General features: G+C 68.0%; 14 protein-coding genes. 8 read left to right on the forward strand and 6 right to left on the reverse strand.

The window, feature by feature from the left end; genetic code table 11:
- Positions 1 to 44: 44 nt before the first annotated feature.
- From NOO62_RS24040 to NOO62_RS24060, 5 genes are all read left to right on the forward strand, one after another.
- Entirely contained in the window at positions 45 to 899 is an 855-nt protein-coding gene (locus tag NOO62_RS24040; protein WP_268772950.1) for an LppX_LprAFG lipoprotein, read from the forward strand.
- 270 nt (positions 900 to 1169) lie between these two features.
- Entirely contained in the window at positions 1170 to 1700 is a 531-nt protein-coding gene (gene rplJ / locus NOO62_RS24045) for a 50S ribosomal protein L10 (RefSeq protein WP_268772951.1), read from the forward strand.
- Positions 1701 to 1813: 113 nt separating this feature from the next.
- The gene (gene rplL, locus NOO62_RS24050) at positions 1814 to 2194 is read left to right on the forward strand and encodes a 50S ribosomal protein L7/L12 (protein ID WP_268772952.1); all 381 of its coding nucleotides are present in this window, start codon (positions 1814 to 1816) and stop codon (positions 2192 to 2194) included.
- Positions 2195 to 2768: 574 nt separating this feature from the next.
- Entirely contained in the window at positions 2769 to 6254 is a 3486-nt protein-coding gene (gene rpoB / locus NOO62_RS24055) for a DNA-directed RNA polymerase subunit beta (protein WP_055564544.1), read from the forward strand.
- 96 nt (positions 6255 to 6350) lie between these two features.
- On the forward strand, positions 6351 to 10265 hold the full coding sequence (locus tag NOO62_RS24060; protein ID WP_268772953.1) for a DNA-directed RNA polymerase subunit beta': 3915 nt from the start codon (positions 6351 to 6353) through the stop codon (positions 10263 to 10265).
- Between the two features lie 61 nt (positions 10266 to 10326).
- Here the strand turns inward: NOO62_RS24060 and NOO62_RS24065 are convergent, their stop codons facing one another.
- From NOO62_RS24065 to NOO62_RS24090, 6 genes are all read right to left on the reverse strand, one after another.
- Entirely contained in the window at positions 10327 to 11331 is a 1005-nt protein-coding gene (locus NOO62_RS24065; RefSeq protein WP_268772954.1) for a M48 family metalloprotease, read from the reverse strand.
- 60 nt (positions 11332 to 11391) lie between these two features.
- Positions 11392 to 11925, reverse strand: coding sequence for a Pycsar system effector family protein (locus NOO62_RS24070; RefSeq protein ID WP_268772955.1), 534 nt, complete (start codon positions 11923 to 11925; stop codon positions 11392 to 11394).
- Positions 11922 to 12926, reverse strand: coding sequence for a hypothetical protein (locus NOO62_RS24075; RefSeq protein WP_268772956.1), 1005 nt, complete (start codon positions 12924 to 12926; stop codon positions 11922 to 11924). The genes NOO62_RS24070 and NOO62_RS24075 overlap by 4 nt, the downstream gene beginning before the upstream one ends.
- A gap of 53 nt (positions 12927 to 12979) precedes the next feature.
- Positions 12980 to 15181 carry a hypothetical protein gene (locus NOO62_RS24080; protein WP_268772957.1) on the reverse strand — a complete coding sequence of 734 codons (2202 nt, stop codon included), beginning with the start codon at positions 15179 to 15181 and terminating at the stop codon, positions 12980 to 12982.
- Complete coding sequence (locus NOO62_RS24085; RefSeq protein WP_268772958.1) at positions 15178 to 15978, reverse strand: hypothetical protein; 801 nt, start codon at positions 15976 to 15978, stop codon at positions 15178 to 15180. The genes NOO62_RS24080 and NOO62_RS24085 overlap by 4 nt, the downstream gene beginning before the upstream one ends.
- Positions 15979 to 16144: 166 nt before the next feature.
- Positions 16145 to 16867 carry a Crp/Fnr family transcriptional regulator gene (locus NOO62_RS24090; protein ID WP_268772959.1) on the reverse strand — a complete coding sequence of 241 codons (723 nt, stop codon included), beginning with the start codon at positions 16865 to 16867 and terminating at the stop codon, positions 16145 to 16147.
- A 433-nt stretch (positions 16868 to 17300) separates the two neighbouring features.
- Between NOO62_RS24090 and rpsL the strand changes: the two genes are divergently transcribed.
- Genes rpsL through fusA form a run of 3 tightly spaced genes read left to right on the forward strand, consistent with a single transcriptional unit; the run spans position 17301 to position 20311 of the window.
- Positions 17301 to 17672: a 30S ribosomal protein S12 gene (gene rpsL, locus NOO62_RS24095; RefSeq protein WP_003948652.1), complete on the forward strand. Its 372-nt coding sequence runs from the start codon at positions 17301 to 17303 to the stop codon at positions 17670 to 17672.
- 2 nt (positions 17673 to 17674) lie between these two features.
- Positions 17675 to 18145: a 30S ribosomal protein S7 gene (gene rpsG, locus NOO62_RS24100; protein ID WP_003974303.1), complete on the forward strand. Its 471-nt coding sequence runs from the start codon at positions 17675 to 17677 to the stop codon at positions 18143 to 18145.
- Between the two features lie 39 nt (positions 18146 to 18184).
- Positions 18185 to 20311, forward strand: a complete 2127-nt coding sequence (gene fusA / locus NOO62_RS24105; protein WP_268772960.1) for an elongation factor G — start codon at positions 18185 to 18187, stop codon at positions 20309 to 20311.
- Positions 20312 to 20373: the final 62 nt, after the last annotated feature.

Genomic DNA, 20373 nt, shown 5'->3' on the forward strand with positions numbered 1-20373 from the left:
GCAATCAGCAAATGAGTCGATCATGTGTTCCTAGGGGTGGGGTCATGAGTTTTTCCGTACGTGCGGGTCGCAAGAGAGCCGCAGGTGCCGCGCTGGCGGCCGTGCTGCTCGCCGGCGGCGCGGTCAGCTGCGGGTCGGAGAAGTCCGACAAGGCGGGGCAGGACATGGCGCCCGCGGCGGCCGTGAAGAAGGCCGCGGACAAGACCGAGGACCTCACCTCGTTCACGTTCCGGATGAAGGGCACCGTCCCGGGCGACGGGCGGGTCCAGGCCGACGCGGCGATGAGCACCAAGCCGCTCGCCATGCAGATGAAGATGTCGGCGCCCGACCAGGGCCCGGAGAAGATGGAGCTGCGTTACGTCGACGGCGGCATCTACCTCGGCGGCGGAAAGGCGGCCGCGAAGGAGATGGACGGCAAGAGCTGGATCAAGTTCGACGCCAAGGCCATGGAGAAGGCGGGCGGCAAGTCCGCCCCCACCTCGGTCTCGGCGCAGGCCGACAACAACCCGGCTGACCAGTCCACGCTCCTGACCGGCTCCAAGGACCTGAAGAAGGTCGGCAGCGAGACCGTCGGCGGCGTCGAGACCACCCACTACACGGGCACGGTCACGCTGGACCAGATGCGCAAGCTCGTCGAGAACGAGGACGCGGCCACCAAGAAGCGTCACGAGAAGAGCATCAAGCAGTACGAGGGCATGGGCGTCGAGAAGCTCACGATGGACATGTGGGTCGACGGCGAGGACCACACCAAGCAGTTCCGCGCCCGTGGCAAGGGCGACAAGGGCCGCCTCGACATGACCATCACCTTCCTCGACTACAACAAGCCCGTGCACGTCGAGGCACCGCCGAAGGCACAGGTCATGGACCTCGCCAAGGAGATGAAGGGCCTCCAGGGCTGACGGTTGCCGCCGGATTTGCTTGACGCGACCCCGTTCGCGTACTCTTCCACAGAAGCCAAAGACCGCTGGTCGTTGCCGTGTTCTCGCAAGAGGGTGCGGTGGCCGAAGGATCCGCTGAAACGGCGGACGACCCGCGCAGGTGACTGTGGATGTGCTCCTGAATCGTATGCGATTCGGTTGAGCTCACGCCCCGTGCGCCTGCGCCGGGGCGTTTCGTTTTGTCGGCCCCTTCTGAGCGGTCCTCATCACCCGGAAGGAGGCCGACGCTCTATGCCGACGCCCGACAAGGCTGCCGCGGTAGCCGAGCTCACGGACAAGTTCCGCAGCTCGAACGCCGCCGTGCTGACCGAGTACCGGGGTCTCACCGTGGCCCAGCTCAAGCAGCTGCGCCGTTCCCTCGGTGAGAACTCCGAGTACGCCGTGGTGAAGAACACGCTGACCAAGATCGCGGCCAACGAGGCCGGGATCAACACGCTGGACGACCTCTTCAAGGGTCCGACGGCGGTTGCCTTCGTCACCGGTGACCCGGTGGAGTCGGCGAAGGGTCTTCGTGACTTCGCCAAGGACAACCCGAACCTCGTCATCAAGGGCGGTGTCCTTGACGGCAAGGCGCTGTCCGCCGATGAGTTCAAGAAGCTCGCGGACCTCGAGTCCCGCGAGGTTCTGCTCGCCAAGCTGGCCGGTGCCATGAAGGGCAAGCAGACGCAGACTGCGCAGCTCTTCCAGGCTCTGCCGTCGAAGTTCGTCCGCACCGCGGAAGCGCTTCGCGCCAAGAAGGCCGAGCAGGGCGGTGCCGAGTAATTCGGCTCGCGCATTGATCGCCGCCCGCTAGGGCGACGGTCGCAGCGGGCCCAACGTACGCCCGCCTTCATATACACCCGGCACCAGCCGAATTAGTGGAAGGATCGCCCATCATGGCGAAGCTCAGCCAGGAAGACCTGCTCGCTCAGTTCGAGGACCTCACCCTCATCGAGCTCTCCGAGTTCGTGAAGGCCTTCGAGGAGAAGTTCGACGTCACCGCCGCCGCCGCGGTCGCCGCCGCCCCCGCCGGCCCGGCCGCCGCCGCCGAGGTCGCCGAGGAGCAGGACGAGTTCGACGTCATCCTCACCGGCGCCGGCGAGAAGAAGATCCAGGTCATCAAGGTCGTGCGCGAGCTCACCTCCCTGGGTCTCAAGGAGGCCAAGGACCTCGTCGACGGCACCCCGAAGCCGGTCCTCGAGAAGGTCACCAAGGAGGCCGCCGAGAAGGCTGCCGAGTCCCTCAAGGGCGCCGGTGCCTCCGTCGAGGTCAAGTGACTTCACGAGTCTTCTGACTCTGTTTCCCGCTCGTACGGCGTAACGCTGTAACGCGCGGGTCGCCTAAGGCGATCACCCATGTGGGTGGTCGCCTTTCGGCGTTCACGGGCGCCCCGCGGGGGTGCCTTGCGATGTCGGTCCCGACGAGTATGGTGATCTTCGTTGTGCCTCGGGACGGCCCGTGACGGTGACGATCTCAGGGCGATGTCGGGGCATGGGGGGCCTTGACGAACCGCACGCAGCGCGCAATTCTCAGGACGCGTCGTCACAACGATCCGGATCCGAGGCATGGATCGGCGGCGAAGAGGGCAGTATCGATGTGCATCGAGGGCGTGGCTTGCAGCAGGGGTTGAGAACAACGAGGGTCTTCAAAAACCCGCACTGGACATCAGTGGGCCGAGTGGCTACACTGACCCTTTGCGCTGCCTGTTAGCTGCCTCCTGCCCGTCACCAGGGGCATGCCCATGCTTGAGCACTGTGGATTTGATTCTCCCTGACCTGGGATGTCTGTCTCCGTGTCCAGCCTGGGACCGGTACGCGCGTAGTGAGTCCGAGCCCTCGGAAGGACCCCCTCTTGGCCGCCTCGCGCACTGCCTCGACCGCGAATACGAACAACGGCGCCAGCACCGCCCCGCTGCGCATCTCCTTTGCAAAGATCAAGGAGCCCCTCGAGGTTCCGAACCTTCTTGCGCTGCAGACCGAGAGCTTTGACTGGCTGCTCGGCAATGACGCGTGGAAGGCTCGTGTCGAGGCGGCTCTGGACAGCGGACAGGACGTCCCCACCAAGTCCGGTCTGGAGGAGATCTTCGAGGAGATCTCCCCGATCGAGGACTTCTCCGGGTCGATGTCCCTGACGTTCCGCGACCACCGTTTCGAGCCCCCGAAGAACTCCATCGACGAGTGCAAGGAGCGCGACTTCACGTTCGCCGCCCCGCTCTTCGTCACCGCCGAGTTCACCAACAACGAGACCGGCGAGATCAAGTCCCAGACGGTCTTCATGGGCGATTTCCCGCTCATGACCAACAAGGGCACCTTCGTCATCAACGGCACCGAGCGTGTCGTCGTGTCGCAGCTGGTCCGTTCGCCGGGCGTCTACTTCGATTCCTCGATCGACAAGACGTCCGACAAGGACATCTTCTCCGCCAAGATCATCCCGTCCCGGGGTGCCTGGCTGGAGATGGAGATCGACAAGCGCGACATGGTCGGTGTCCGCATCGACCGCAAGCGCAAGCAGTCGGTCACCGTTCTGCTCAAGGCTCTCGGTTGGACGACCGAGCAGATCCTCGAGGAGTTCGGCGAGTACGAGTCCATGCGCGCCACCCTGGAGAAGGACCACACCCAGGGCCAGGACGACGCGCTGCTCGACATCTACCGCAAGCTCCGTCCGGGCGAGCCGCCGACCCGTGAGGCCGCTCAGACGCTGCTTGAGAACCTCTACTTCAACCCCAAGCGCTACGACCTCGCGAAGGTCGGCCGCTACAAGGTCAACAAGAAGCTGGGTGCGGACGCTCCGCTCGACGCGGGCATCCTCACGGTCGAGGACATCATCGCCTCGATCAAGTACCTGGTGAAGCTGCACGCCGGTGAGGTCGAGACCGTTGGCGACAGCGGCACGTCGATCGTCGTCGAGACCGACGACATCGACCACTTCGGCAACCGTCGTCTGCGTAACGTCGGCGAGCTCATCCAGAACCAGGTCCGCACGGGTCTGGCTCGTATGGAGCGCGTCGTCCGCGAGCGCATGACGACCCAGGACGTCGAGGCGATCACGCCGCAGACCCTGATCAACATTCGCCCGGTCGTGGCGTCGATCAAGGAATTCTTCGGCACCTCGCAGCTGTCGCAGTTCATGGACCAGAACAACCCGCTGTCGGGTCTCACCCACAAGCGCCGTCTGTCGGCGCTTGGCCCGGGTGGTCTCTCCCGTGAGCGGGCCGGCTTCGAGGTCCGTGACGTGCACCCGTCTCACTACGGCCGCATGTGCCCGATTGAGACCCCCGAAGGCCCGAACATCGGTCTGATCGGTTCGCTCGCCTCGTACGGCCGCGTCAACGCGTTCGGCTTCGTCGAGACGCCGTACCGCAAGGTCGTCGAGGGCCAGGTCACCGACGACGTCGACTACCTGACGGCCGACGAGGAGGACCGCTTCGTCATCGCGCAGGCCAACGCGCCGCTGACGGACGACCTCCACTTCGCCGAGGCCCGCGTCCTGATCCGCCGCCGTGGCGGAGAGATCGACTACGTGCCCGGCACGGACGTCGACTACATGGACGTCTCGCCGCGCCAGATGGTGTCGGTCGCGACCGCGATGATCCCGTTCCTCGAGCACGACGACGCCAACCGTGCCCTCATGGGCGCGAACATGATGCGTCAGGCCGTGCCGCTGATCACCGCCGAGGCCCCCCTCGTCGGCACCGGCATGGAGTACCGCTGCGCGGTCGACGCCGGTGACGTGATCAAGGCCGAGAAGGCCGGTGTGGTCCAGGAGGTCTCCGCGGACTACGTCACGGTCACCAACGACGACGGCACGTACACCACGTACCGCATCGCCAAGTTCTCCCGGTCGAACCAGGGCACCTCCGTCAACCAGAAGGTTGTCGTCGACGAGGGCGCCCGCGTGATCGAGGGCCAGGTCCTGGCCGACGGTCCCGCGACCGAAGAGGGCGAGATGGCCCTCGGCAAGAACCTGCTCGTGGCGTTCATGCCCTGGGAAGGTCACAACTACGAGGACGCGATCATCCTGTCGCAGCGCCTCGTGCAGGACGACGTCCTCTCCTCGATCCACATCGAGGAGCACGAGGTCGACGCCCGTGACACCAAGCTCGGCCCGGAGGAGATCACCCGGGACATCCCGAACGTCTCCGAAGAGGTCCTCGCCGACCTCGACGAGCGCGGCATCATCCGTATCGGTGCCGAGGTCGTCGCAGGCGACATCCTCGTCGGCAAGGTCACGCCCAAGGGTGAGACCGAGCTGACGCCGGAGGAGCGTCTGCTCCGCGCGATCTTCGGTGAGAAGGCGCGCGAGGTGCGCGACACCTCCCTGAAGGTGCCGCACGGTGAGATCGGCAAGGTCATCGGCGTCCGCGTCTTCGACCGTGAAGAGGGCGACGAGCTGCCGCCGGGCGTGAACCAGCTGGTTCGTGTCTACGTGGCGCAGAAGCGCAAGATCACGGACGGCGACAAGCTGGCCGGACGCCACGGCAACAAGGGTGTTATCTCGAAGATCCTTCCGATCGAGGACATGCCGTTCCTCGAGGACGGAACTCCGGTCGACATCATCCTGAACCCGCTGGGTGTGCCGTCCCGAATGAACCCGGGACAGGTCCTTGAGATCCACCTCGGCTGGCTCGCCAGCCGTGGCTGGGACGTCTCCGGCCTCGCGGACGAGTGGGCGCAGCGCCTCCAGGCCATCGGCGCCGACCAGGTCGACCCCGGCACGAACGTCGCCACCCCCGTCTTCGACGGTGCGCGTGAGGACGAGCTCGCCGGTCTGCTCCAGCACACCATCCCGAACCGCGACGGCGAGCGCATGGTGCTCCCGTCCGGCAAGGCGCAGCTGTTCGACGGCCGCTCCGGCGAGCCGTTCCCGGACCCGATCTCGGTCGGGTACATGTACATCCTCAAGCTGCACCACCTGGTCGACGACAAGCTCCACGCGCGTTCGACCGGTCCGTACTCGATGATCACCCAGCAGCCGCTGGGTGGTAAGGCACAGTTCGGTGGCCAGCGCTTCGGTGAGATGGAGGTGTGGGCGCTGGAGGCATACGGCGCCGCGTACGCCCTCCAGGAGCTGCTGACGATCAAGTCCGACGACGTGACCGGCCGCGTGAAGGTCTACGAGGCCATCGTCAAGGGCGAGAACATCCCCGAGCCCGGCATTCCCGAGTCCTTCAAGGTGCTCATCAAGGAAATGCAGTCCCTGTGCCTCAACGTGGAGGTGCTGTCCTCGGACGGCATGTCCATCGAGATGCGCGACACCGACGAGGACGTCTTCCGCGCGGCGGAGGAGCTCGGTATCGACCTGTCCCGGCGCGAGCCGAGCAGCGTCGAAGAGGTCTGACGGGTTGGCCGGCCGGATCGCGTATCCGGCCGGCTCTCCCCGGACCCGTTCAGACCATGATTGAGACTCGACCCCGAAAGAGGGATTGACGACAAAGTGCTCGACGTCAACTTCTTCGACGAGCTGCGGATCGGCCTTGCCACCGCGGACGACATCCGACAGTGGTCCCACGGCGAGGTCAAGAAGCCGGAGACCATCAACTACCGCACGCTCAAGCCCGAAAAGGACGGACTCTTCTGCGAGAAGATCTTCGGTCCGACCCGGGACTGGGAGTGCTACTGCGGCAAGTACAAGCGTGTCCGCTTCAAGGGCATCATCTGTGAGCGCTGTGGCGTAGAGGTCACGCGCGCCAAGGTGCGCCGTGAGCGGATGGGCCACATCGAGCTTGCCGCTCCCGTCACGCACATCTGGTACTTCAAGGGCGTCCCGTCGCGCCTCGGCTACCTCCTCGACCTCGCCCCGAAGGACCTCGAGAAGGTCATCTACTTCGCGGCGTACATGATCACGTTCGTGGACGAGGAGCGTCGTACCCGCGACCTGCCGTCCCTGGAGGCGCACGTCTCCGTCGAGCGTCAGCAGATCGAGAACCGTCGCGACTCCGACCTGGAGGCCCGCGCCAAGAAGCTCGAGACCGACCTGGCCGAGCTCGAGGCCGAGGGCGCCAAGGCCGACGTGCGCCGCAAGGTGCGCGAAGGTGCCGAGCGCGAGATGAAGCAGCTGCGCGACCGTGCGCAGCGCGAGATCGACCGTCTCGACGAGGTGTGGAACCGCTTCAAGAACCTCAAGGTCCAGGACCTCGAGGGCGACGAGCTGCTCTACCGCGAGCTGCGTGACCGCTTCGGCACGTACTTCGACGGTTCGATGGGTGCCGCGGCGCTGCAGAAGCGCCTGGAGTCCTTCGACCTCGACGAGGAGGCCGAGCGCCTCCGCGAGATCATCCGTACCGGCAAGGGCCAGAAGAAGACCCGTGCGCTCAAGCGCCTCAAGGTCGTCTCCGCGTTCCTGCAGACCAGCAACAGCCCCAAGGGCATGGTTCTGGACTGCGTGCCGGTCATCCCGCCGGACCTGCGTCCGATGGTGCAGCTGGACGGTGGCCGCTTCGCGACCTCCGACCTGAACGACCTGTACCGCCGCGTGATCAACCGCAACAACCGCCTGAAGCGCCTTCTCGACCTCGGTGCGCCCGAGATCATCGTGAACAACGAGAAGCGCATGCTCCAGGAGGCCGTGGACGCCCTCTTCGACAACGGTCGTCGTGGTCGCCCGGTCACCGGTCCCGGTAACCGCCCGCTGAAGTCCCTGAGCGACATGCTCAAGGGCAAGCAGGGTCGTTTCCGTCAGAACCTGCTCGGTAAGCGTGTGGACTACTCCGCGCGTTCCGTGATCGTCGTCGGTCCGCAGCTGAAGCTGCACCAGTGTGGTCTGCCGAAGGCCATGGCGCTGGAGCTCTTCAAGCCGTTCGTGATGAAGCGCCTGGTCGACCTGAACCACGCGCAGAACATCAAGAGCGCCAAGCGGATGGTCGAGCGCGGCCGCACGGTCGTGTACGACGTCCTCGAAGAGGTCATCGCCGAGCACCCGGTTCTGCTGAACCGTGCGCCCACGCTGCACCGCCTCGGCATCCAGGCCTTCGAGCCGCAGCTGGTCGAGGGCAAGGCCATCCAGATCCACCCGCTCGTCTGCACCGCGTTCAACGCGGACTTCGACGGTGACCAGATGGCCGTGCACCTGCCGCTCTCCGCGGAGGCGCAGGCCGAGGCCCGCATCCTGATGCTGTCCTCGAACAACATCCTCAAGCCGGCCGACGGCCGTCCGGTCACGATGCCGACCCAGGACATGGTCCTCGGTCTGTTCTTCCTGACCACCGACGGTGAGCTCCGTGACACCAAGGGCGAGGGCCGCGCGTTCGGCTCCACGGCCGAGGCGATCATGGCGTTCGACGCCGGTGAGCTCGCGCTCCAGTCGACCGTCGACATCCGCTTCCCGGTGGGCACCATCCCGCCGCGCGGCTGGACCCCGCCGGTCTCCGAGGCCGGGGACGAGGGCATCGAGGAGCGGCCGTACCAGCAGGGCGACAGCTTCCGGCTGCGTACGTCCCTTGGCCGTGCGCTCTTCAACGAGCTGCTGCCCGAGGACTACCCCTTCGTCGACTACTCGGTCGGCAAGAAGCAGCTCTCCGAGATCGTCAACGACCTCGCCGAGCGCTACCCCAAGGTCATCGTGGCGGCGACGCTCGACAACCTGAAGGCGGCGGGCTTCTACTGGGCGACCCGTTCCGGCGTCACCGTGGCCATCTCCGACGTCGTGGTCCCCGAGGCCAAGAAGGAGATCGTCGCGGGCTACGAGGCCCAGGACGAGAAGGTCCAGAAGCAGTACGAGCGCGGTCTGATCACCAAGGACGAGCGCACGCAGGAGCTCATCGCGATCTGGACCAAGGCGACCAACGAGGTTGCCGAGGCGATGAACGCGAACTTCCCGAAGACGAACCCCATCTTCATGATGGTTGACTCGGGTGCCCGAGGAAACATGATGCAGATGCGTCAGATCGCCGGTATGCGTGGTCTGGTGTCGAACGCGAAGAACGAGACGATCCCGCGTCCGATCAAGGCCTCGTTCCGTGAGGGCCTGACCGTTCTCGAGTACTTCATCTCCACCCACGGTGCCCGTAAGGGTCTGGCGGACACGGCTCTCCGTACCGCCGACTCCGGTTACCTCACCCGTCGTCTGGTCGACGTCTCGCAGGACGTCATCATTCGCGAGGAGGACTGTGGCACCGAGCGCGGTCTGAAGCTCAAGATCGCGGTCAAGGGCGAGGACGGTGTGCTCCGCAAGACGGAGAACGTCGAGACCTCGGTCTACGCCCGCATGCTGGCCGAGGACGTCGTCATCGACGGCAAGGTCATCGCGCCGGCCAACGTCGACCTCGGTGACGTCCTCATCGACGCCCTGGTCGCCAACGGCGTCGAGGAGGTCAAGACCCGCTCGGTCCTGACTTGTGAGTCCGCGGTCGGCACCTGTGCCTTCTGCTACGGCCGTTCGCTCGCCACCGGCAAGCTGGTCGACATCGGTGAGGCGGTCGGCATCATCGCCGCCCAGTCCATCGGTGAGCCCGGCACGCAGCTGACGATGCGTACCTTCCACACCGGTGGTGTGGCCGGTGACGACATCACCCAGGGTCTGCCCCGTGTCGTCGAGCTCTTCGAGGCTCGTACGCCCAAGGGTGTCGCCCCGATCTCGGAGGCGGCAGGCCGCATCCGTATCGAGGAGACCGAGAAGACCAAGAAGATCGTCGTCACTCCGGACGACGGCAGCGACGAGACGCCGTTCCCGATCTCGAAGCGTGCCAAGGTCCTCGTGCGTGAGGGTGACCACGTCGAGGTGGGCCAGAAGCTCACCTTCGGTGCCACCAACCCGCACGACGTGCTGCGGATCCTCGGTCAGCGCGCGGTCCAGGTCCACCTGGTCGGCGAAGTCCAGAAGGTCTACAACAGCCAGGGCGTGTCGATCCACGACAAGCACATCGAGATCATCATCCGGCAGATGCTGCGCCGCGTGACGATCATCGAGTCCGGCGACGCGGAGCTGCTGCCGGGCGAGCTCGTCGAGCGCTCGAAGTTCGAGACCGAGAACCGTCGTGTGGTCACGGAAGGCGGCCACCCGGCCTCCGGCCGTCCGCAGCTGATGGGTATCACCAAGGCCTCGCTGGCGACGGAATCCTGGCTGTCGGCCGCCTCCTTCCAGGAGACGACCCGAGTCCTGACGGATGCGGCGATCAACGCCAAGTCCGACAGCCTCATCGGCCTCAAGGAGAACGTCATCATCGGTAAGCTCATCCCGGCCGGTACGGGTCTCTCCCGCTACCGCAACATCCGGGTCGAGCCGACCGAAGAGGCCAAGGCCGCGATGTACTCGGCCGTCGGCTACGACGACATCGACTACTCGCCGTTCGGCACGGGCTCCGGCCAGGCCGTTCCGCTGGAGGACTACGACTACGGTCCGTACAACCAGTGAGCTGAGTTGAGTTGAAGGGCGCTCGCCTCCTTCGGGGGGTGGGCGCCCTTCGGCGTTTCCGCTACCGGGTCGGCTCCAGGTAGGGCTTCAGGCGGTGCAGCCTGGTCGGGTAGTCGGGGTGCGTGGAGAGGAGCCGGGCCAGCAGCCCCGGTGCGTGGGGGCTCGCCCCGGCGGCCGCCAGGGACGGGCGCCCGGACGCGGTCTCGGCCGCGTGCATGGCCACGAGTACCTGCGCGAGGGTCGGGCCGAACCCCAGTGCGGCGGCATGCCGGTCCGCGCGCAGCTCGGCCCGGCGCCCCACGGCCGCGATGAGGTACGGCGTGACGAGCAGGACGAGGGGCAGGCCGTAGAGGAGGGTGAGCGTGGAGTACGTGAGGGCGGCGATCACGAGGACCAGCGCCGCGGTGGCCGCCCAGGAGAAGGATCGGGTGACGGCCATGGCGAAGCTGACGGCCAGGCGTATGGCGTACCAGGCCGCCCGGCCCGGAAGCGCGTACCAACAGCCGAGCAGCGACGTCCAGACGTGCCCCCCGGTGTGGTGCCCCAGCTCGTGCGCGAGGACCGCGGCGAGCTGGGAGCTGGGCAGGTGGTCCAGGGCGAAGCGGGTGACGCCGACGATGTGGCCGGCGGCGGCGTACGCGTTCAGGTGGTCGCTGTCCTCGACCCATAGCTCGTACGTCCGGCCGTCGACGCCCGCGCGGGCGGTCACTTCGCGCCAGACGGGGGCGAGGCGCGCGTACTCGTCGGGCATGGGGCGGTGCAGCCGGAGGAGATGGCGGGCGAGGAGGTCCTCGGTCGGACGGTGGAAGAGCAGGGCTCCGGACGCCAGCCAGACCACGGGCGGTATCCAGAGCGGAACCCCCAGCCAGGCGTCGAGCCCGCCGGACAGCAGCAGGAGCACCAGCAGGCTCATGAGCGTGCCGGGCAGGAGAAGAATCAGCTGGCCGAGGGCCGTCGCGTCGACTCCGCGCTGGTGAGCGGAGTAGTGGACGCGGCCGCTCCGGTGGCGGTAGTCGAGGTCGTCGTCAGGTGGGTCGGGGTGCGGGGGATCGGTCGGGCGGTCCATGGTCAGCCTCCAGGCACGGATGTCGGGCGATGGGTGGGACGTCAGGCGATGGGCGGGACGTCAGCCGATGAGCAGGGCGCCGGGGAGCAGCACCAGGCTCGTGGCGAAGGCGAGCAGGCCTACGCGTATCCACTGGTGCTTGCGCAGGGCGATGCGGCTGGTTTCGGACAGTGCCGTGAGCGTGGCGGGCAGGGGCGCTCGTTCGGTCTCGGCCAGGGCCTGCGCCAGGTGGCCGCTGTGTGCCGCTCGCCGGACGTCGCCGAAGTAGGACAGCGGAGCGCCGGGCACCCAGCTGGTGCCGGCGCCGTACCGCGGCAGTACGGCCATGAGCATGGCCAGGAGCGCCACGGCGAGCGCGAGGACTCCGGACCACCACGCCGAGCTGCCCGGGACGGAGAGTGCGTCCGGGCTGCACTCGTGCCGGGCCAGCAGGCCGCCGAAGCCTCCCGCCGCCACTCCGAGCGCTGCCGCGAGGACCGCTGCCTTGGAGTCGGCGCGGGCGATCTCGGCGCGCTGGTCGGCGAGGAGGCGTTCGGCGGCCCCTGCTCCCGGCTCGGCGACGGGAGGCGGTGGTGGTGCGTTCGTGGCGGTCACGGGGTGAGGTCCGCTCGCTCGTCGCCGACTTCCCGGGGCGCGGGTACCGGGGGCGGCTCCGGCGTGGACTGCTCCCGGGTGAGTCCCTCGACGTGCTGGTTGAAGATCTCGTACATGAAGTCCAGGGCCCGCCGCTTGGGCCCCTCCAGTTCGTAGTCCTCCGCGCTGTCGCCGCTGAGGAGTTCCCGCGCCAGCTCCACCTCGGCGAGCACCAGCCGGAGCCGGTCCTCGCGCATGCGGTCGACGACGAGCCGTGAATCCTGCGGGTTCCCCGCGAGGTGCATGGCCCAGGCCACCACACCGCCCTGTTCGAGGTAACGCTGGTAGAACTCGATCTTCTCGGCCTCCAGCTTGCGGAGTTCCGCCGCCAGCTGCTCCGTGCGCAGCTGTTCGGCGGCGTGGTGGTCGATGGACTGGAGGCGCCGCCGGTGGTCGATGTCCTGCTGGTCGCGGCGGAGCCGCAGCGTCCAGGTCACGTTCAGGCCCGCGGTCCTGCCGGGCGGTATCCGGCCGGAGAGTACGTGCAGCACCTCGTGCTCGGCGCTCGCGCTGTCGTGGACGGCGAACCGGCGCGTGAGGGGGCGTGCGGCCCGCCGCAGCTCGTCGAGCAGCAGGGCCGGTACGTTCCGGTGGCCGCTTCCGACGAAGGCGACGGGGTCGGCGACCCGCCACGACAGGTCGACGGTGGCGATGAACTCGAAGGCGTCGTCGTCGCTGGGCAGGGGGATCTCGGCCCGGTACGGATGGACGCCCATGTCCACCTCGTACACCGCTGTGCAGCGTTTCGCCGCCACCTCGCGGCGGCTCGGGCGCAGGGGCGGCAGATAGGCGTCGTATCCGCCTCTGGCGGTCGAGAAGACCAGGGCGTGGTCGATGCGGGTCAGCGCTCTGCGGGCGAACCCGAACCGGGAGAGCTGCCGCACGGTGATGACGGGGTCGATCAGCGGGGTGTGCCGGTGGGCCGGTTGCCGCCAGTCCGGCGGTGGGCGGAAGTCGGGCATGGCGCGTGCCTCCTCGAAGGGGCGTGCGGGTGGTGTGGCGGTGCGGGGTGGTGTCAGCGGCGGTGCGGCAGTACGGCCAGCAGCCGGGCGGCGACGGCGGGCGGGGGAGCGCCGTCCTCGCCGTGCAGGGTGCGCAGGAGGTGGCTGAGGCGCTGGTGCTCGGAGGCGGTGGTGACCAGGGCCGGGAGCAGGCCGGTCAGCGCGAGCTCGGTCGACGGGTCGTGGTCGGCGGCGCGGACCCAGGCGCCCAGCTCCTCCAGCGCGGCCCTCGTGTGCCCGCGGTCGTCGAGTGCCGAGCGCCAGAGCCGCGCGATGTCGCCGGCCGCGCCGCCTCCGTCGGCCGCTGACGTCGCGTACCAGGCGAGGACCAGCGGACGTCCGTACCGCGCGTCCTCGTCCCGGCGCGCGCACGCGCTGAGGAAGCCGCGCAGGGCGAGGTCGTGCACGGGCCGGTCCTGGTCGAGTCGGCGCAGCAGTTCGGCGAGGACCCGCTCGCCGGCCGGGGAGAGCAGCAGCAGCTCCACGGACTGGGCGAGCTGGCGCACCATGTGCTCGTCGGGGACCTGCTCGTCGTCGTCCTCGTCGAGGGCCGCGTACTCCTTGCGTACGGCGCTCCGGAGCGCGGCGAGGGTCTGGTCAGGGCGCTCGGCGCCGATCAGGCCGTAGGCGCGGATGGCCACCCATCGCATCGCCTGGTCCTCGCTCTCGCACCAGGAGTCGAGGACGGTCGGGATGTTGGGCGCTTCCAGGAGGTGCGCGAGCGTCAGGGAGTTGACCGCGACGAGACGGTGCCTGAACAGGCGGGACGTGGCCCACGGTTCGATGATCAGGGCCATGGTGGAGGGCAGGTCCGCGTACGCCAGGACGGCGACGGTCGACGCCGCGCGGGTGCGCACGAGTGGCCTTCCGTCACCGGCGAGCCGCTGGAGCCAGTGGACGAGGGCTGGCCTGGCCGACGGATGCCCGGTCCACACCTCGCGCAGCAGCACCAGCGAGACCCGGTCGTCGAGGAACGCGGCCTTGGACTGGGTGACCGGCCCCCACTCCGTGTTCTCCTCCTCCGGGTACCACCGGGCGCGGGCGAGCTGGAGGCGCTTGCCGATGTGGGTGCCGAAGACGGGGACCTCGGGCTGCAGGGCGGAGTTCGCGGTCTTCTGGAGGAAGGCGTACAGCAGGTCGCTCAGTTCCGCCGTGAGCGCGTAGGGGCCTCCGTCGAAGGCGGCCAGCGCGATGAGGAACGCCTTGTCCCGCAGCGGGATGAGTTCCTCGTTCTCGTCGAACCACTCCTGGACCTGGGTCTCCAGGGTGTACAGCGAGAACGTGCCGACCGTCTCCTCGGTGACCTCGCCGTCGGCGTACCGCTTGAGGTGCTTGGCGAAGGCGGCGACCTCGCGCAGCTGGTGGCCGCGTGCCAGGAACGTCGAGACGGCGGGCAGCGCGAGGAGACGGTCCGCGGCCGCGCCGTCGGTCAGTTGACGCAGGTGGCGCGTCAGTACGTCGCCGGGGCTCGGCGGTCTCCACTCGACGGCGGCGATGTCCTCCAGGGCGGCCAGGGGGCCGACCGTGATCACCAAGTACGCGTCGTCGTGTTCGAGTCGGCCGCGGGCGGCGAGGAGGTGCGGCTCCCTGAGCGGCTGGTCGCGGCGGGTGGTCAGGTCGCAGAGCACATACCCCTTGGCGGGCTGCTGGTCGTCGCTGAGCTGCTGGACGAGTTGCGCCGGTGTGGTGTCGCGTACGAGGGAGCGGACGGGGGAGGCGCCCAGGCGGTGGAGCAGCATCAGCGCGGCGGTACGGCGGCCGCTGAAGTGCGGGCCCGAGAGCACGATGACCCGCTCCCTGCGCAGCCGCTCCAACAGGGCCTCGAACGTGGGCTCGTCGGTGACGAAGTACGGGGCGAGGCGGTCCAGTGTCGCCGGTGGGACCTCGCCGGAGCCGTGTCGCGTGGCGGAGACACCGAAGTGGAAGATCTCCGTCTTGCTGCCCATGATCACGTCGCCCGCGACCAGGCCGCCGCTCACGCCGTGCTGGTCACCCGCGACCAGGCTGCCGCCGAAGCGGGCGTTGTCGCCGACGCCCATCGCCTTGGGGCTGTGGTCGACCAGGTCCCGGCGGGCGGACCACGCGTCCTGCGGCTGGTCCCGCCCGTCCTGCTGGTCCTCGGCCTCGGCCGACTCGGGGTCTGTCTGCTGGGGGTTCTCGGGGGCGTCCCTGTCGCTGCCCGCCTGCTGCCGGGGTCCCGGTTCGCCCGCGTTCATTCCCGGTCACCGGTCCCGGGTGCGCCGCCGCCTCCGAGGTGTACGTCCCCGTAGACGGTGCCGTTGCCGGACACGCCGTGCTGATCACCGGCTACATAGCTGCCGCCGAAGGAGGCGTTGCCCAGGTCGACGGGGGCGGGCGGGGTGGCCCGGGCCTGTGGTGCGGGGGCGGACGCCGCGCCGTCCACCTGCGCCGCGGGGGCCGGGTCCGGGCTCCGCACGCCCCGCGGCACCGGCCCGTGCAGCCAGGCCCTCAGCCGCCCGTTCTTGCTCTCCACGGTGACGGGGTGGAACGCGTCCTTGGGGATGCCCCGGTAGTCGTGCTGGACGATGCCGTGGTGCACGCTCTCCGAGACGCAGAGCGCGAAGTCGTCCGGGCGCTCGCGCAGCGCCCCGCGCAGTACGTCGGCGTCGAGCAGTCGGCAGGCGTGGTTGAGGTCGGCCCCCACCCAGCCGTCGAGCTCGTCGACGGCGACGTAGCCCGTGGCGAGTACGGCCCGCAGCCTGATCTGCGCGGACTGCGAAGCCATCCGGTTCACGGCCCGCAGCTCCGTCGGCGTCTCGGCGAGCAGGGCCCGCAGCAGCGCCGTCACCGAGGCGCCTGCGTCGATCAGCTCCATCACGGAGTCGCCGCGGTCGGCACGCAGCCGACGGGTCGCGTCGATTCCGCAGCTCTCCAGGACACGGTCGGTGATGGCGTAGAGCATGCGCCGCAGGTACGCCTGTTCGACGTTGTCTCGGTCGCTGAACTTCTCGATGTCGAGGAGAAGGATCGTCCGGCTCACGGGGTCGGTCATGGCCACCTCTCAAGTGGGGAGTCGTGCCAGGCAGCAGCTTGGCGACGACGGGCCACGGGCCGTGAGGGCAGACGACGCACTCGAACTGTGACCGTGTGCACAGACAGGGCCCTGTCTCTTTGACCGTGTGCACCGAAGGGTCCTGGGCGCGGCACACCGTGAGGCGTCAGAGGTCCGGCTGTTCGGAGCGCGCGATGCGGCGCAGCACGTCCGGCCGGACCACGACGATCCTGCGGCGGCTCGTGACGACGATCTGCCGGGTCCGCAGCTCCTTCAGGAGCCGGGCCACCGCCTCGCGGGAGGCGCCGACGGAGCCCGCGAACTCCTGCTGGCTGAGGGGGATGGTCAGGGCGATGCCCTCGTCCGTCCGCGTGCCGTGGGTCCGCATGAGGTCGAGGAGCAGGACGGCGAGCCGTTCGCGGACCGCGAGGGCGGCCCACTCGAGGCGGCGGCGGTCGGTCGAGCGCTGCCGGTCGGTGGCGAGTCCCAGGAGCTTCAGGGCGACCTCGGGGCTTCCCGCGAGGAACCCGGTGAAGCGGCTCTGCTCGATGGCGACCGCTTCGACCTGCTCCAGGGCGGTCACGGTGGCGGCGCGGCCGCGGCCGCTGAGGGCCGCGCCCTCGCCGATGATGTCGCCGGGGCCGCGCAGGGCGAGGAGCGCTTCGTAGCCGTTGGCGGCGGTGGCGGTGACCTTGGTCCAGCCCTGGAGGAGCAGCAGGACGTGCGTGGAGGGCTCGTCCTGGCGCATCATGGCCTCGCGGGCGGGATAGTGCAGGGGACGGCCGATGGCGAGCAGCGCGGTCCGGTCGTCCCGCTCCAGCCGGGCGAGGAACGGCACCCGGTCATCGAGGCCGTCGTCGCTCCCCGCGTGCCCCAGCCCCCCGGTCATCCTGCCGCCCCCGTGTCCACCTGCGCCGATGCCGCTGATCTCGCGACCAGTCAACGTATCCGAGGTGGCCGGTCAGGGGACCGGCGACAATCAGCCGCGGTGGCCGGAGGCAGTCGGTAGTGCTGGCCGGAGGCGGTCGGCCGGGGTGGCCGGAGGCCGTCGCGCGGGAATCGAAAAGCCCGGCGTGTCGCCCCCCATCGCATTTGTTTTGACCGAACTCGATGAGGTAGGTACGCTCAGACCTTGTGCCTGGGGTGTGCCTGGGCTCGCGCGCGTGTCATCAACCGCTGCGTGAGTCCGAGAACGGCCACCGTGATCTGCGCTCCTTTCCGCCTTGCGGCGGGAGTTTGCAGCATTCGACACACCCGACCGCGTGGGTCGGCGACGTTCCAGGTTAGCTTTACCTATTCGGCACACAGAAACCGGAGAAGTAGTGCCTACGATCCAGCAGCTGGTCCGTAAGGGCCGGCAGGACAAGGTCGAGAAGAACAAGACGCCCGCACTCGAGGGTTCGCCCCAGCGCCGTGGCGTCTGCACGCGTGTGTTCACGACCACCCCGAAGAAGCCGAACTCGGCCCTCCGTAAGGTCGCGCGTGTGCGTCTGACCTCCGGGATCGAGGTCACGGCCTACATTCCGGGTGAGGGACACAACCTGCAGGAGCACTCCATCGTGCTCGTGCGTGGTGGCCGTGTGAAGGACCTGCCTGGTGTTCGTTACAAGATCATCCGCGGTTCCCTCGACACCCAGGGTGTCAAGAACCGCAAGCAGGCCCGCAGCCGCTACGGCGCCAAGAAGGAGAAGTAAGAATGCCTCGTAAGGGCCCCGCCCCGAAGCGCCCGGTCATCATCGACCCGGTCTACGGTTCTCCTCTGGTGACCTCCCTCATCAACAAGGTGCTGCTGAACGGCAAGCGCTCCACCGCCGAGCGCATCGTGTACGGCGCCATGGAGGGCCTGCGCGAGAAGACCGGTAACGACCCGGTCATCACGCTGAAGCGCGCGCTCGAGAACATCAAGCCGACCCTCGAGGTCAAGTCCCGCCGTGTCGGTGGCGCGACCTACCAGGTCCCGATCGAGGTCAAGCCGGGCCGTGCGAACACGCTCGCCCTGCGCTGGCTCGTCGGTTACTCCCGCGCCCGTCGCGAGAAGACCATGACCGAGCGTCTGCTCAACGAGCTCCTCGACGCCTCCAACGGCCTCGGTGCCGCTGTGAAGAAGCGCGAGGACACCCACAAGATGGCCGAGTCCAACAAGGCCTTCGCGCACTACCGCTGGTAGTCGCTACCCCCATCGAGACCGAGAGAAGACTGAGCCGACATGGCTACCACTTCACTTGACCTGGCCAAGGTGCGCAACATCGGCATCATGGCCCACATCGACGCGGGCAAGACGACGACCACCGAGCGGATCCTGTTCTACACCGGTGTGTCGTACAAGATCGGTGAGGTCCACGACGGCGCCGCCACGATGGACTGGATGGAGCAGGAGCAGGAGCGTGGCATCACGATCACCTCTGCTGCCACCACCTGTCACTGGCCGCTGAACGACGTCGATCACACGATCAACATCATCGACACCCCGGGCCACGTCGACTTCACCGTCGAGGTGGAGCGTTCGCTCCGCGTGCTCGACGGTGCCGTGACGGTGTTCGACGGCGTTGCCGGTGTTGAGCCCCAGTCCGAGACCGTGTGGCGTCAGGCGGACCGCTACGGCGTCCCGCGCATCTGCTTCGTCAACAAGCTCGACCGCACCGGTGCCGAGTTCCACCGCTGTGTCGACATGATCGTCGACCGCCTCGGTGCGACCCCGATCGTCATGCAGCTGCCCATCGGCGCAGAGGCTGACTTCAAGGGCGTCGTCGACCTCGTCACGATGAAGGCCTTCGTCTGGTCCGCCGAGACCAAGATGGGCGAGGCCTACGACATCGTCGACATCCCCGACACGCACACCGAGGCTGCCGACGAGTACCGCGGCAAGCTCCTCGAGGCTGTCGCCGAGAACGACGAGCAGATGATGGAGCTGTACCTCGAGGGCCAGGAGCCCACCGAGGAGCAGCTGTACGCGGCGATCCGTCGCATCACCATCGCCTCCGGCAAGGGCGGCGACACCACCGTCACCCCCGTGTTCTGTGGCACCGCGTTCAAGAACAAGGGCGTCCAGCCCCTGCTCGACGCGGTTGTGCGCTACCTGCCGTCGCCCCTGGACGTCGAGGCCATCGAAGGCCACGACGTCAAGGACGCGGAGACGGTCGTCAAGCGCAAGCCGTCCGACGACGAGCCGCTGTCGGCCCTCGCGTTCAAGATCGCGAGCGACCCGCACCTCGGTAAGCTCACCTTCGTCCGGATCTACTCCGGTCGCCTGGAGGCCGGCACCGCGGTGCTGAACTCCGTCAAGGGCAAGAAGGAGCGCATCGGCAAGATCTACCGCATGCACGCGAACAAGCGTGAGGAGATCGCGTCGGTGGGCGCCGGTGACATCGTCGCCGTCATGGGCCTGAAGCAGACCACCACGGGTGAGACGCTCTGTGACGACAAGCAGCCGGTGATCCTGGAGTCCATGGACTTCCCGGCGCCGGTCATCCAGGTCGCCATCGAGCCGAAGTCCAAGGGTGACCAGGAGAAGCTGGGTGTAGCCATCCAGCGTCTCTCGGAGGAGGACCCCTCCTTCCAGGTCCACTCGGACGAGGAGACCGGCCAGACCATCATCGGTGGTATGGGCGAGCTTCACCTCGAGGTGCTCGTCGACCGCATGAAGCGCGAGTTCCGCGTCGAGGCGAACGTCGGCAAGCCGCAGGTCGCTTACCGCGAGACGATCCGCAAGGTCGTCGAGCGCGTGGACTACACCCACAAGAAGCAGACCGGTGGTACCGGTCAGTTCGCCAAGGTGCAGATCGCGATCGAGCCGATCACGGACGGCGACGCGTCGTACGAGTTCGTGAACAAGGTCACCGGTGGCCGCATCCCGCGGGAGTACATCCCGTCGGTGGACGCCGGTGCGCAGGAAGCCATGCAGTTCGGCATCCTCGCGGGCTACGAGATGACGGGCGTCCGCGTCACGCTTCTCGACGGTGCCTACCACGAGGTCGACTCCTCGGAGCTCGCCTTCAAGATCGCCGGTTCGCAGGCCTTCAAGGAGGCCGCGCGCAAGGCGTCCCCCGTGCTGCTCGAGCCGATGATGGCCGTCGAGGTCACCACGCCCGAGGACTACATGGGCGATGTCATCGGTGACATCAACTCCCGCCGTGGCCAGATCCAGGCCATGGAGGAGCGCAGCGGCGCTCGCGTCGTGAAGGGCCTCGTGCCCCTCTCGGAGATGTTCGGCTACGTCGGAGACCTCCGCAGCAAGACGTCGGGTCGCGCAAGCTACTCAATGCAGTTCGACTCCTACGCCGAGGTTCCGCGGAACGTCGCCGAGGAGATCATCGCGAAGGCCAAGGGCGAGTAACTCACCCGAGTTCACGCTTTAGGCTTGACACCATCCGCCGGGGTTCGACCCCGCAAGGCAAG

The organism is Streptomyces sp. Je 1-369, assembly GCF_026810505.1.
In the GTDB taxonomy this organism is placed as follows: Bacteria; Actinomycetota; Actinomycetes; order Streptomycetales; family Streptomycetaceae; genus Streptomyces.

What these genes read in the sequence shown, in the direction of transcription:
- fusA (WP_268772960.1), top strand. Translation starts at nt 18,185, where the DNA reads ATGGCTACCACTTCACTTGACCTGGCCAAGGTGCGCAACATCGGCATC.
- rplL (WP_268772952.1), top strand. Translation starts at nt 1,814, where the DNA reads ATGGCGAAGCTCAGCCAGGAAGACCTGCTCGCTCAGTTCGAGGACCTC.
- NOO62_RS24065 (WP_268772954.1), bottom strand. Translation starts at nt 11,331, where the DNA reads ATGGACCGCCCGACCGATCCCCCGCACCCCGACCCACCTGACGACGAC.
- NOO62_RS24085 (WP_268772958.1), bottom strand. Translation starts at nt 15,978, where the DNA reads ATGACCGACCCCGTGAGCCGGACGATCCTTCTCCTCGACATCGAGAAG.
- NOO62_RS24080 (WP_268772957.1), bottom strand. Translation starts at nt 15,181, where the DNA reads ATGAACGCGGGCGAACCGGGACCCCGGCAGCAGGCGGGCAGCGACAGG.
- rplJ (WP_268772951.1), top strand. Translation starts at nt 1,170, where the DNA reads ATGCCGACGCCCGACAAGGCTGCCGCGGTAGCCGAGCTCACGGACAAG.
- NOO62_RS24075 (WP_268772956.1), bottom strand. Translation starts at nt 12,926, where the DNA reads ATGCCCGACTTCCGCCCACCGCCGGACTGGCGGCAACCGGCCCACCGG.
- NOO62_RS24040 (WP_268772950.1), top strand. Translation starts at nt 45, where the DNA reads ATGAGTTTTTCCGTACGTGCGGGTCGCAAGAGAGCCGCAGGTGCCGCG.
- NOO62_RS24090 (WP_268772959.1), bottom strand. Translation starts at nt 16,867, where the DNA reads ATGACCGGGGGGCTGGGGCACGCGGGGAGCGACGACGGCCTCGATGAC.
- rpsG (WP_003974303.1), top strand. Translation starts at nt 17,675, where the DNA reads ATGCCTCGTAAGGGCCCCGCCCCGAAGCGCCCGGTCATCATCGACCCG.